Raw genomic sequence first — 12,449 nt, 5'->3', positions numbered from 1 at the left:
GGCTGCCAGCCATGCTCGCTGGGTGGCGGGGCGCAGGGAGCCGAAGCGCAGCACGCCGTCGACCATTGCGGGGTCGTGGGGGACGGTGACGGCTTCACGGGCGAGCGAGCGGTAGCCGTCGGCTACTCGCGCCAGCTCGGCCGGGGTCGACTTGGGGTCGGCCTGGTTGACGATCACCACGGCGTCGCGGGCCAGCTCGGCCGATCCGGCGTCGCGCTCTGCGAGAGCTTCGAGGAGGAGCGCGCCGGCCTCGGCGTGGTCGTCGCGGGTGGTGGTGGCGACCACGAGCTGGTCGGTGTGGTCGATCATGCGCAGCCACATCGGGTCGGACTCGTCGTTACCGGAGTCGATGAAGATCAGGCGGTAATACTTCGCGGCCACGGCGTGGATCGCGTCGACGTCGCTCGGCTCCACGCGCTGTTCGTGGGCGAGGGCCATCGGCTTGCTGCGCAGCACGTCGAACCGGTCGCGGGTCTGGTGGTGCACGAAGTGGGCGAGGTCGGCCGACTGCGCCCCCGTGCTGAGGAGGCGGTCGACCTGGGGCAGGAGGTCGAGCAACGTCGCCTCGTGCGGCCCCTGCTCGGTGCGCCAGCCGAGCGTGCCGCGGGTCTGGTTGTTGTCCCACGTCAGCACGCCCGCGCCGCCGTGGCGGGCGAACACGGCCGCGAGGAGGACGGTGGTCGGGGTCTTGCCCGCACCGCCCTTGCCGTTCACGACGGCGATCGTGCGGGGGCCAGGCCAGTGCTGCGAGACGGCGAGGACGTCGGAGCGCTCGGCGCGCTCGGAGTCGTTGGGGCTCATGCGGATCCCGAAGCGGGTCAAGGTGCCGCGCCATCCCTGGGTCGCTGGCTCCTCGATCTGCTCCTGCGTGAGGAACGACTGCCGCGCCTCGCGGCGGCTCGGGTACTCGGGGGCTGGCACCGGGGCCTGACGCACCCATGCGTTGCCGTCCGGGGCTGCCTGGGCGGGAGCGACCGGCGCGGGAGCGACCGGCGCGGCCGCGGGAGCGGGCACGCTGTCGATCGGCGCGGGTGCCGGTTCCGGCTCGGGCTCGGGCTCCTCGACGGGCGCGGGGTTCGCCGGCAGGCTGTCGTCGGCCTCCACGCTGCCGTCGGGGTGGACGATCAGCGGCCACTCCCCGTCGGGGCCGGTCGTGGTCACACGGACGGGGCGCTGCATCTTCCCGGCCGTCTCAGCGACGCGAGCGAGGATCGCCGCGCGAGCATCCTCGAGAGTGGTCGTCTCGATCGGGTATGACGTCCCGTTGATCGTGACCTCTCCCGATCCGTTCGCGTGGGTGCGCGCCTCGATCTTGGGGAACGTGGGTACTTCGATGCCGCTCATGGTCGTCTCCTGATCTACTGTCCGAGCTGGATTCCGACCTCAGCCATGAAGGGGGCTGGGTCGATGTTTTCGCCGTTCACCTGCACCTCGAAGTGCAGGTGGCATCCGGTGGACTGTCCGCTGCTGCCGACGCGGGCGATCTGCTGACCGCCGGTCACCTTGTCGCCAACCTGGACGAGCATCCCGGAGTCGTACATGTGCAGGTAGCGGGTGGTGACGCCGCCGCCGTGGTCGATCGCGATGACGCCGTTTCCGCCGCTGTCGAAGCCGCGGAACGTCACGACACCGGACTGAGCGGCCCAGATCGGGCCATCGCAGCCGCCGCCGGCAAGGTCGGTGCCGGCGTGGAGTCGCCACACGTTGTCGATCGGGTGCAGGCGCATCCCGTAGGGGTCGGTGATCGGGCCAGCGCCGGGCGAGGCCCAGCCCTGGGCGTTGACGCTGCCGGGAACGCCGGGCTCGCACTTGCCGCCGCTGGCGCTGCCGTCGCCGGGGTTCAGGCCGGTGGTCTTGCCGGAGAGCCCTTCGACGATCTGCACCGCGCCATCCCAGAACTGGGTGTAGTGGTACGGGTCGGCGTTGACCTGCGTGCGGTGGGCGACGATGGTCGGTTCCAGCGACTCGCGGTCGGGAACCTTCGCGACCATCGCCTGGAAGAACTTCGTCGACGAGATGTAGGGGTCTAGCCGCTCCTCGCGGGTGCCCCATCCGTCCTGCTGCTGAAACAGGCCGATCGAGGTCGTGCGGGTGCCGTCGGGGTTGGTGACGCCGCCGGTTTCCCAGTCGCCGTAGTCGATGTTTCGGAGGCTGGATTCGCCCATCGCGGTCATGACGCCGATGGTCTGATCGCGGACGTTCAACCCCTGGTCGGCGCCGGCCTTCATGACGTTGGCGGCGTTCACAAGCTGCTCGTGGCCATAGCCGGCGATTTCGGTCTGAGGCACCGAGTCGGGGTTGACCGAGACGCTCGATCCGCCGCCTCCGGCAGTCGGCCCGCACTCGTCGTCGCCCATCAGCATCAAGCCGAACAGCGACCCCATGACGAGGAGCGGGACGGCGGCGATCGCGTAGACGCCGCTGCCCTTGGGGCCGGCCATTAGTTCACGCCCTCGGGGAGGATGAATCGGGAGGCGAGCCACGGCGAGTCAGCGTCGGCGCGGCTGAGCACGACGCCGTAGGTGCCGGCGTTGGTGGGGACGTCGACGAACGCGACGTAGGCGCTGGTGTCGTCGGTGATGACGGCGGGACCGGTAACGCTCGTCGCGACGATGCGCGCCGGGTCCATGTATGCGTAGTCCTGGGTCGCTTTGCCGTCCAGGAGCGGCTGCAAGCCGGCCCACCACTGTTCGAACGGAAGATCCGGGCGCGCGTAGGCGGTCATCACAGCCACGGCGGCCGTGGTGGCGCTCTCGCGCGATTCGTCATCCCACGTCGGCACGGGACGCGGGCCGTGCGTCTCTCCGCTGTCGGCGTCGAGCGCGCCCGTGGGCGCGGGGGTGAACTGGTCGAGGTCGGGATAGATCGGGCCGGAGCTGCTGGCGCTGGGGGTCGGCGCGGGCGCATCGTTCGGGGCAGTGCAGGCGGTCAGGGTCGCCGCGGTGACGACGACGAGTAGTGCCGGCCCGATCTTCCGCATATCAGTCTCCTTGGATGATTTCCGGCCGGATGACGAGGACGGGGCCGGTGTCCCGCTTCTTGTTGGCACCCTTCCGCAGGGTGTCTTTCAGCTCGTCACGGATGACGAACCACGTTGTGCCGATCTTGTAGCCGGGGATCAGTCCGTCTTTGAGCCAGGCGTAGACGCTCTTCGCTGACACCCCGAGCCGTTCCGCGACCTCTGTCGCGCCCAGCGTCGGCGGGCTCTGGTCGAATAGGCGGTCGACCGCGTCTCGATCGTCGTCGTTGCTCATCGGGATTCCTCCTGGTGGGGCCACGCGACCAGCATACTCATTCGGGAGGATAAGTACAGGTTTGGGATCATTCGGGTTGATCCTTCCATCTTTGGGGGGTTCGGGGTTAGTGTTTCCCTGTAAGGGTGAATCTCACTGTACCTAGGGGGGCAAGATGAGCGAACCGCTCAACCCGTGGCTTTCCCGGCCAACGACACCGCCACCTACGCAAGCTGCGCCCGTGGCCTCCGTGCCCGATGCGTTCGGTCCTGTGGCTCCGCAGCGGGGCATTCCTGCCCCGGATCGCGTCGACCAGCTCCCGATCCACGACCGCGGCACGACCGCCGCGCTCTGGTGGGTGGGGGCGCACGGCGGCTCGGGAGAGTCGACGCTGGCAGCTCTCATGCCGGGGTCACAAGCGGCCGGCCACGCCTGGCCGCGCACGCCCTCTCCTACGCCCGCGCGAACGGTGCTCGTCGCACGCGGTGACGCTCGGGGACTGCGCGCCGCGCAGGACGCGATGCGTCAGTGGGCGGCGGGCCTCGTGCCCTCGGTTGAAGTCTTGGGCCTGGTCGTCATGGCTGACGCACCTGGTCGTGTACCTCGTTCGCTGCGCGACCTCTTGCAGGTCGTCAGCGGAGGCGTCCCGCGCACCTGGACGGTGCCGTGGGTCGAAGCATGGCGTGTGGGGGAGCCGCCGGCTCTCGCATCTTCTCCGCGTGAAGTTCAGCGACTTGTCGACGAACTGACCGCACTCCTCGGTGCCGCCGGCACCACGAACTGAAAGGCAGACACATGTCCGTTATCGACGTGTTCCACGCGGCGGCCGACACCGCCGTTCACATCGCCGGCGTCATCCCCGACCCCGACCCGGTACAGCCTCCCGGCACCGAAGGGGTGACGACGATCCTCTCCTGGTTGAAGTGGATCGGCTACGTCGTCGTCGGTGGCGCAATCATCGTCGGCGGCATCCTCATCGCCGTCAGCTTCCGTCGTGGTGAAGGCCACGACGCCCTGCCGAAGATCCTCTGGCCGATGGCCGGAGCGATCGTGATCGGCGGTGGTGCCGCTCTCGTCGGCATCCTCGCCAACGCCTGAGAGGAGCCGTCATGGCTGAGGACGACACCCAGCAGAACCCCTTCACCCGCCCCGGCTTCATCGTCGGGGCGGTGGTGGTGGCCGCGCTCATCGTGACGGCCATCGTCTTGACGGTTCTCAACCTGAACCGCGGGAACGAGGCCGGCCCGCCCGCGCCCGATCCGTCGTCCAGCGCCACGACGAGCGCCGCCCCAACCCCGGAGCCTTCCGGGGTTGCGGGCGGCGCTAGTGTCTGTGGCCTGGAAGGCGAGAAGCTGTCGGGCAAGGTCACCACCGCGCCTGCCGCCGAATGGGCCTTCATCCGTACGGTGGCCTACCCGACGTCGACGACGTACGGTCCTGCCGACACAGGCGCAGAGGGCTACCCGATGTGCTTCCAGCACTCCCCGGAGGGAGCGCTGTTCGCGGCCGCGACCGCTCTCGCGGTGCCTGCCGACTCCGAGCTGGTGAAGCCGTGGATCGAGTACGCCCTGAGTGAGGGGCAGTTCCGCGATTCGGTGCTGTCACAGGTCGGCACCACGTCCGACTCGTCGGGCGTGCGCCTTCAGGTGGTCGGCTTCCGCGTTCTCTCCTACGACGGCGAGAACGCCCGCGTCGACCTCGCTGTGCGTGGCTCCTCTGAGGGGACGACCGTCACAGCTTCAACCGTCTACGAGCTGGTATGGGAGGACGGCGATTGGAAGATCAACGCCAACGTCTCTACGCCGTTCGATTTCGCGACGATCCCCGACACGTCGGGATACATCCCCTGGGGGGCATGACATGGCTTGCGGTATCACCGACCCACTCGCCTGCGTAGGCGATGCCGTCAACAACGCTGTGGGCGACGCGATCGAGAACATGGCGAATGCCGTTCTCGAAGCGTTCGGTAAGGCGGTGGCGTCGCTCGGCACCCTCTGGGTGAACGTGGGGACGCCGAACCTCACCGGGACAGGTGGCGGCTCGTCGATCGCGGCCGGCACGACGGCTCCGAACTCGGACGACATCATTACGGTGCTCGGCTGGGTGACCTGGATCGCGATCGCCTTCGCTGCTATCTCGATCATCTTGCTTGGGGCGCTCATCGCAACGCGGATGCGTAACGGTGAGGGCTTCCAAGCCGCTGGGCGGATGGGAATCGTGCTCGGCGCGATCTTCCTCATCAGCGGCGCAACGGCGCTCGTGTCGGGCCTCCTGCCGAACGGGCCACAGGGTGCAGGCGGCACTGTGCTGTTTCTGCAGTCGTCGCTCTGGTGGTACATGGGTGCGGCCGCGGTGGTGTCCGTCATCATCGGCGGCGTTCGGATGGCGTGGGAGCAGCGCGCCGAGCCGGGCAAGGACACGATCAAGAGTCTGTTGACTCTGATCGTCGTCGCGGGTGCCGGCGTGACGATCGTCGGCCTGTTGGTGTCGGCGTTCGACTCGTTCTCCGTGTGGATTCTGAACGGCGCGCTGAACTGCGACGTCGGCACGGATACGGCCTGCTTCGGCAACAACATCGCGACGTTGCTCGCCCTGACGACCAACCCCGCAACCGGTGGCCTCGGGGCGCTCCTCATCATCATCCTGGGGCTGATCGCGATCCTTGCGACCGCGTTCCAAATCGTGCTGATGATCGCGCGTGGCGGCATGCTCGTCATCCTGACGGGCATCCTGCCGCTGTCGGCTGCGGCCACCAACACCGAAATGGGTAAGGGCTGGTTCAAGAAGAACGTGGGGTGGCTCGTCGCCTTCATCCTCTACAAGCCGGCGGCCGCGATCGTCTACGCCGCGGCGTTCCAGCTCGCGGGAACGAACGTGTTCCAGGACGACGGGACGGGCTTCATAGCCGTGCTCACGGGCCTCATTCTGATGGTGCTCGCGCTGTTCGCGATGCCTGCTCTGATGCGATTCGTGACCCCGCTCGTCGGGGCCATGTCCGCGGGTGCCGGCGGCGCGCTGGGCGTCGCAGCTCTCGCCTCCCTCCCGACGGGGGCGGCCTCGATGGGTCGCCTCGCCACGGGCTCGGGCGGCGGCTCGTCGGGCGGGGCCGGGTCGACCGGCTCGTCTGGCTCCACGGGCTCTACCGGCCCGTCTGGGGCGAACGGTGGCGGTCAGTCTGCCCCGCAAGCTGCGCAGGCGTCTAGCGGCGCTGGTGGCGGCGGTGGGGCCACGACAGGGGCCGCGGCGTCCTCGGGTGCTGCTGGTGGCGGCACGGGCGCTGCTGCGGCGTCTGCGGGCGGTGGAGCCGCCGCGGGTGGCGCTGCGGCCGGTGGAGCTGCTGCCGGTGGTGGAGCTGCTGCGGGTGCAGCGGCCGGCGCCGCTGGTGGGCCGATCGGTATGGCGGCCGGCGTCGCGATCGGCGCGGCGAAAGAAGCAGGACAGGCGGCCGCTGGGGCCGCCCGAGACATTGGGAACCAGGCAACAGGTGAAGGGAGCGGGAGCTGATGACAACCGCAGAGACAAGCCGTAGGGGCGTCCGCACCTACGGGAACTGGCGTCAGCCGACGTCGCCGGGCCTCCTCGGCCTCGGCACGGTCGGCACGGGTCTGATGTTCGTTGCGCTGCTGATCGTGATCGTCGTCCTGATGACGACGAACATCCTCAACGCCTTCATCACGGCCGCCGTGTTCGGCGGTCTGATCCTGCTGTTGACGATCCGCGACGGCGACGGGCGCAGCGTGCTCTCCCGTACCGCGAATCGCGTCGCGTGGACGTCGACGAAGCGGCGTAAGGCGAACATCTACCGCTCCGGCCCGCTGGGTCGTTCCGATTGGGGAACGAATCAGCTCCCCGGCCTCGGTGCGCAGACTCAGCTCTCCGAGCATGAGGACTCGTACGCGCGGCCGTTCGCGATGATCTACTCACCGCACGCCAAGACGTATTCGATCGTGATCGGGACCGAGCCTGACGGCGCAGCGCTGGTCGACCAGGAGCAAGTCGACCTGTGGGTGGCCGACTGGGGTCACTGGCTGCGCAACCTCGGTGATGAGCCGAACATGGAGGCGGCCGCGGTGACGATCGAGACGGCTCCCGACTCGGGTCGCCGGCTGCGACGCGAGGTCGAGACGAACACCGACCCCGACGGCCCGGACTTCGCCAAGGCGATGCTGGGTGAGGTTGTACTGAGCTACCCGGCCGGCTCGTCGACGGTGAAGGCGTACGTCTCGCTGACGTTCGCCGCTGCGCCGCGGAAGGGCGCAAAGCCTCGCAAGCCCGACGAAATGGCCCGCGAGCTCGCGGCTCGTCTGCCCGGTCTGACGGCCGGGTTGCAGGCGACCGGCGCGGGTGCAGCGCACCCGCTGTCGGCCCAAGAGCTGTGCGAGACGATCCGGGTCGCCTACGACCCGGCGGCTGCGACGCTGATCGACGACGCGCACGCGGACGGCGATGTGCCCGACCTGCGGTGGAGCGACGTCGGCCCGACGGCTGCTCAGGCCGGATGGGACGGCTACCGTCACGACTCGGCCAAGTCGGTCACCTGGGCGATGACGCAAGCGCCCCGCGGGCTCGTGCAGTCGGGCGTGCTCGCTCGCCTGCTGGCTCCGCACCGGGATATTGCCCGTAAGCGCGTGACGCTGCTCTACAAGCCGATCGACCCGGCGCGGGCGGCGACGCTCGTGCAGTCGGACGTGCGAGCTGCGGAGTTCAAGGCCACGTCGAACAACAAGCCGGCGGCTCGCGACACGCTCGCGCTGCGATCGGCTCAGGCGACGGAATCTGAGGAGGCGTCGGGCGCGGGTCTGGTGAACTTCGGAATCCTCGTCACCGCGACGGTGATCGACCCAGCCAAGGAGGCCGACGCGCGCGCCGCGGTCGACAACCTGGGCGCGACAGCTCGTCTCCGACTGCGACCGGTCTACGGCTCGCAGGACAGCGCATTTGCCGCCGCGCTGCCTCTGGGCCTCGTGCTGAGCAAGCACGTCGCCGTCCCCGCGGCGTTGAAGGAGCGTGTGTGATGACCCCTGATCAGATTGCCCTTGCCGTGCTCGGCGGCCTCGTCCTCGTCGTCATCGTGGGCGCGCTGCTATTCGTGCGCAGCGGGCGGAAGAACGCCGACGCTGGCTCGTCGACGTCGGCCGGGTCGCTGTCCTCTCGCGGATGGAGCGGCCCCGGCGGCGGCATGTCGAACTTCATCCAGCCCCCGGCTGAGTGGCGCGGCACGACGTTGCAAGTGTGCGGTCTGTGGCCGTACGCGATCGGTGCCGGCACGCCGATGGTGGGCGTCCCGCTGGGCCGCCACATTCACACCGGGGCGACGCTCTGCTGCGACCCGATTTCGTGGTTCCAGCGCGCGAAGCTCATCAGCAACCCGTCGCTGTTCGTGCTCGGCAAGCCCGGCCTCGGGAAGTCGACCGCCGTCGCCCGGATGGCGATCGGCCTCGCCGGCTACGGCGTGCAGCCGCTCGTCCTGGGCGACCTTCGACCCGACTACGTGGAGGTCATTCGCGCGCTCGGCGGCCAGGTCATCACCCTCGGCCGTGGCCGCGGGCACCTGAACGTGCTCGACCCCGGCGAGGCGAAGGACGCCGCGAAGCGGCTCACTGAGGCCGGTTTCCCGAAGGAGGCCGGCGAGGTCTTGGAAGACGCCCACGGCCGCCGCCTGGCTATGGTGTCGTCCCTGCTGACGATCCTCCGCAAGTCCGCTCCGAGCGACGTCGAGGAATCCATCGTCGACCAGGCGCTGCGCTACCTCGATCGGAACTTCGACGGCGTGCCGGTGCTGGGCGACCTGCTGAACGTCGTGCAGCAAGGACCGGAGGAGCTGCGCCAGGTGGCCGTCGACCGCGGCGACTTTGCCGAGTATCAGCGGATCACGCGCGGGCTGGAAGCGTCGCTTATCAGCCTCTCCCGCGGTGGCCGCCTGGGCGAAATGTTCTCCAAGCCGACCGACAACCCGATGCGCCTCGACCGCCCGGTGGTCTACGACATTTCGGCCATCGGTGAGGCTGAGGGCGATCTGCGCGCGGCGACCCTGCTCGCCTGCTGGTCGAACGGATTCGCGACGGTGAACATCGCGAACGTCCTCGCGGATGCCGGCCTGGAACCGCGCCGGCACTACTTCGTCATCATGGACGAGCTGTGGCGCGCGCTGCGCGCCGGTAACGGCATCGTCGATCGCGTCGACTTCCTCACCCGCCTGAACCGTCAGGTGGGTGTCGGCACGGCCATGATTTCGCACACGATGGCCGACCTGAGCGCCCTCCCAGAGGAGGACCGGTTGAAGGCGAAGGGCTTCGTCGAGCGCGCCGGCATGGTGATGTGCGCGGGCCTGCCCTACACGGAAATGCCGGAGCTGACGACGGTCATCCCGTTCTCGGAGGCCGAGCAAGAGCTTCTGACCGGCTGGCAAGACCCGCCCGCCTGGGATGCCGCGTCGGGCCGCGAGGTCGACCCTCCCGGCCGCGGGAAGTTCCTCGTCAAGGTCGGCACTCGGCCGGGTATCCCGGTCGAGGTTCGATTGACGGAGGCTGAGCGCTCGATCCGCGACACGAATCAGCGGTGGTACGAACAGTCCCGCACCGGACGGCGCGCGCTGCACGTCGTCGAGGAGCTGGTCGAGGAGCACGAGGAGCGGGTGTCGTCATGAGCACTCCGAACAACCGCCGCCGCGATCCCGGCGGCTTCGGCGCGGAGACGATGATGCTGCTCGTCGGCATCGGCGGCGTGGTCGCGGCGATCGTCGTCCTCAACGTCGCGGTGCGCCTCGGCCACCAGCTCGACGGAACCGGTGTCGAGCTGCCGAGCGACCCGTTCGCGTTCACGCTCGGCGTCGTCATGGGGCGGGTGCCGTGGCCGGCATCCGCGACGTGGATCGTCATCGTCCTGTTGGCGGTCGTCCTCGCGCTCGTGGTGCTCGCGATCATCGGCGTTGTCCGCTACCGGAAGGGGCGGACTCGCGTCGACCGGGCCAGCTCGTACATGGGCCGGGGGAAGGACGTCGAGGGTCTGAGCAAGCGCAACGCGCAGGCTCAGGCGACCCGCCTCGGCGTGACCGGCTCCCTCGGTGTGCCGATCGGTAAGACGCTCGGTCAGATGCCGCTCTACGGCACCTGGGAGGACATGCACATTGACATCTGGGGGCCTCGCACCGGTAAGACGACCTCTCGGGCGGTGCCGGCCATCCTGGAAGCCCCTGGGGGCGTTCTCGTGACGTCGAACAAGCGCGATGTGGTCGACGCGACGCGCGACGTGCGAGCGGAGGCCGGCCCGGTCTGGGTGTTCGATCCCCAGGGGATCGCGCTCGAGAACCCTACGTGGTGGTGGAACCCGCTCAGCTACGTCACCGACGAGGTGCGCGCGGCCAAGCTGGCCGATCACTTCGCGTCCGGTTCACGCGACCCCGGAGCCAAGACGGATGCCTACTTCGACCCCGCGGGGCAGGATCTCCTTGCGGGCCTCCTGCTCGCGGCCGCGCTCGACTCGCGGCCGATCACGGACGTCTACGGGTGGCTGACGCGCCCCACGGAGGAGGAGCCGATCGGCATCCTCCGTCGCGGTGGGTACGACCTGACGGCCGACCAGGTGCGCGGTGTCATCACCGCCCCGGAGAAGCAGCGCGGCGGCATCTACGGCACGGCGCAGCAAATGGCGTCGTGCCTGACCAACCGCCAGGTGGCCGCGTGGGTGAACCCGCAGGGTGAGCCCGATCTGCGCCCGCAGTTCGACCCGGCCGCGTTCGTGCGTGACGGCGGCACGCTGTACTCGCTCTCCAAGGAAGGCCGCGGAACCGCCGGCCCGCTCGTGACGGCGCTGACGGTCGCCGTGGTGGAGGCCGCGGAGGAGCTGGCCGCCGGGTCTGCCGGCGGCCGCCTGTCGGTGCCTCTCCTGGGCGTCCTCGACGAGGCCGCGAACGTGTGCCGGTGGCGCGAGCTGCCGAACCTCTACAGCCACTACGGCTCGCGCGGAATCGTGCTGATGACCATCCTGCAGTCGTGGTCGCAGGGCGTCGACGTGTGGGGTGATTCGGGCATGCGGAAGCTGTGGAGCGCCTCGAACGTGAAGGTCTACGGCGGCGGTGTCTCCGAAGATGCGTTCCTGGAAAGCCTCTCCAAGCTGATCGGTGACTACGACCGGCAGGCGTCGTCGGTGTCCTCCGGTCGTGGCGGGCGCAGCGTGAATCAGCAGCTCCACCGTGAGCGCATCCTGGACGTGGCCGACCTGGCCGCGATGCCGAAGGGTCGCGCCGTGGTGCTCTCGTCGGGGAACCGCCCGACGCTGATTCGCACGCAGCCGTGGATGACCGGCCCGCACGTCGAGAAGGTCAAGGCGTCGATCGCAGCTCACGACCCGCAGGCGTCGCGGACGATCATCGAGGCGCAGGAGTCGGTGCGTGAGGTCGCGGCCACCGTCGACGGGAACGGGGCGGCCTGATGAGCGACAACTGGGGCGACGCTCCCGCTGACGAGGGGATCGAGGCGGAACCGTTCGAGCTGGACGAGGGCGACGAGCCCGACCCGCGCGACGTCCCCGACGACGCCGAGCTGCCGGAGCTGCCGGAGCGCGAGCCCGGCCGGCTGTTCGGGATCGACATTGCCGACGTCGCGACGAACCTCGCGGCCCCGGCGATTCGCGCCGCGGTGCAGAAGGCCATCACCGCGGCGGTGAAGGATGCCGTCGCGGCCGAGGTCGACGAGGCGCTGGACCCCTCAGTGATCGAGGAGCTGCAAGCGCAGGCGGCCACGGCCGCCCGTCGTGCGGTCACCGCGGCGATGGATGCCCTCGACGAGGAGGAGCCGGCCGACGAGGAGCCGGCGCTGTACTACGGCTCGGTCGACGAGTTCGTGCGCGAGTACCTGGTGAAGAACTACCGTCGCCGCGTCGACGGGGAGCGCAGCGTGTGGGCGGCCGACTGGTGGAACTACCCGGAGGCCGTGATTCGGCTCGACGCTCTGTGGCGGGCGTGGGAGCATCTACGCCTGGACCCGACGACGGGAATGAGCGTCTGGTTCCGCGATCACGCCGAGCACCACATGAGCGTCCTGCTCGACCCTCACGGCCCGTTCGCGGCCGCCGGGGCTGGTGATGGCCGGGTGAACACGAACGACGATCAGAAGGGCGCTGAGCTGCCGTACACGGCACCCCCGAAGGGTTTGTACCCGGACCTGCGCGAGGAGCCGCCTACGGGCGTCTGAGCGCACAACGAGAGAGGGACCGGCC

At 69.3% G+C, this 12,449-nt stretch carries 12 protein-coding genes; 8 read left to right on the top strand and 4 right to left on the bottom strand.

Annotated elements, in window-relative coordinates:
• From HWX58_RS14360 to HWX58_RS14345, 4 genes are all read right to left on the bottom strand, one after another.
• Nucleotides 1-1,344, bottom strand: a 1,344-nt coding sequence (locus HWX58_RS14360) for an AAA family ATPase (protein WP_175988873.1), incomplete at its 3' end; no start/stop codon positions are given.
• Between the two features lie 14 nt (nucleotides 1,345-1,358).
• Nucleotides 1,359-2,441, bottom strand: a complete 1,083-nt coding sequence (locus tag HWX58_RS14355) for a M23 family metallopeptidase (protein WP_175988871.1) — start codon at nucleotides 2,439-2,441, stop codon at nucleotides 1,359-1,361.
• Nucleotides 2,441-2,980 (bottom strand): hypothetical protein, encoded by a 540-nt coding sequence (locus HWX58_RS14350; RefSeq protein ID WP_175988869.1) that lies wholly within the window; start codon nucleotides 2,978-2,980, stop codon nucleotides 2,441-2,443. Before HWX58_RS14350 ends, HWX58_RS14355 begins: the two co-directional genes overlap by 1 nt.
• 1 nt (nucleotide 2,981) lies before the next feature.
• A complete protein-coding gene (locus tag HWX58_RS14345; protein ID WP_071644671.1) occupies nucleotides 2,982-3,254 on the bottom strand; it encodes a helix-turn-helix domain-containing protein in 273 nt (90 codons plus the stop codon).
• Nucleotides 3,255-3,474: 220 nt separating this feature from the next.
• Between HWX58_RS14345 and HWX58_RS14340 the strand changes: the two genes are divergently transcribed.
• Genes HWX58_RS14340 through HWX58_RS14305 form a run of 8 tightly spaced genes read left to right on the top strand, consistent with a single transcriptional unit; the run spans nucleotide 3,475 to nucleotide 12,424 of the window.
• A complete protein-coding gene (locus tag HWX58_RS14340; protein ID WP_217703003.1) occupies nucleotides 3,475-4,017 on the top strand; it encodes a DUF6668 family protein in 543 nt (180 codons plus the stop codon).
• Between the two features lie 11 nt (nucleotides 4,018-4,028).
• On the top strand, nucleotides 4,029-4,331 hold the full coding sequence (locus tag HWX58_RS14335) for a hypothetical protein (protein WP_005053787.1): 303 nt from the start codon (nucleotides 4,029-4,031) through the stop codon (nucleotides 4,329-4,331).
• A gap of 11 nt (nucleotides 4,332-4,342) precedes the next feature.
• Complete coding sequence (locus tag HWX58_RS14330) at nucleotides 4,343-5,092, top strand: DUF8175 domain-containg protein (protein WP_175988867.1); 750 nt, start codon at nucleotides 4,343-4,345, stop codon at nucleotides 5,090-5,092.
• Nucleotide 5,093: 1 nt separating this feature from the next.
• A complete protein-coding gene (locus tag HWX58_RS14325; protein ID WP_175988865.1) occupies nucleotides 5,094-6,737 on the top strand; it encodes a TrbL/VirB6 family protein in 1,644 nt (547 codons plus the stop codon).
• Nucleotides 6,737-8,248 carry an SCO6880 family protein gene (locus HWX58_RS14320; RefSeq protein WP_175988863.1) on the top strand — a complete coding sequence of 504 codons (1,512 nt, stop codon included), beginning with the start codon at nucleotides 6,737-6,739 and terminating at the stop codon, nucleotides 8,246-8,248. The genes HWX58_RS14325 and HWX58_RS14320 overlap by 1 nt, the downstream gene beginning before the upstream one ends.
• Entirely contained in the window at nucleotides 8,248-9,879 is a 1,632-nt protein-coding gene (locus HWX58_RS14315) for a putative type IV secretion/conjugal transfer ATPase (protein WP_175988861.1), read from the top strand. Before HWX58_RS14320 ends, HWX58_RS14315 begins: the two co-directional genes overlap by 1 nt.
• Nucleotides 9,876-11,663, top strand: coding sequence for a type IV secretory system conjugative DNA transfer family protein (locus HWX58_RS14310; protein ID WP_175988859.1), 1,788 nt, complete (start codon nucleotides 9,876-9,878; stop codon nucleotides 11,661-11,663). The genes HWX58_RS14315 and HWX58_RS14310 overlap by 4 nt, the downstream gene beginning before the upstream one ends.
• On the top strand, nucleotides 11,663-12,424 hold the full coding sequence (locus HWX58_RS14305; RefSeq protein ID WP_175988857.1) for a DUF4913 domain-containing protein: 762 nt from the start codon (nucleotides 11,663-11,665) through the stop codon (nucleotides 12,422-12,424). Before HWX58_RS14310 ends, HWX58_RS14305 begins: the two co-directional genes overlap by 1 nt.
• The last annotated feature ends 25 nt before the right edge of the window (nucleotides 12,425-12,449 follow it).

The organism is Microbacterium tenebrionis (assembly GCF_903645325.1).
In the GTDB taxonomy this organism is placed as follows: Bacteria; Actinomycetota; Actinomycetes; order Actinomycetales; family Microbacteriaceae; genus Microbacterium; species Microbacterium tenebrionis.
The sequence above is the reverse complement of the archived record's forward strand: the minus strand, read 5'-3'. Positions and strand labels throughout refer to the sequence as shown.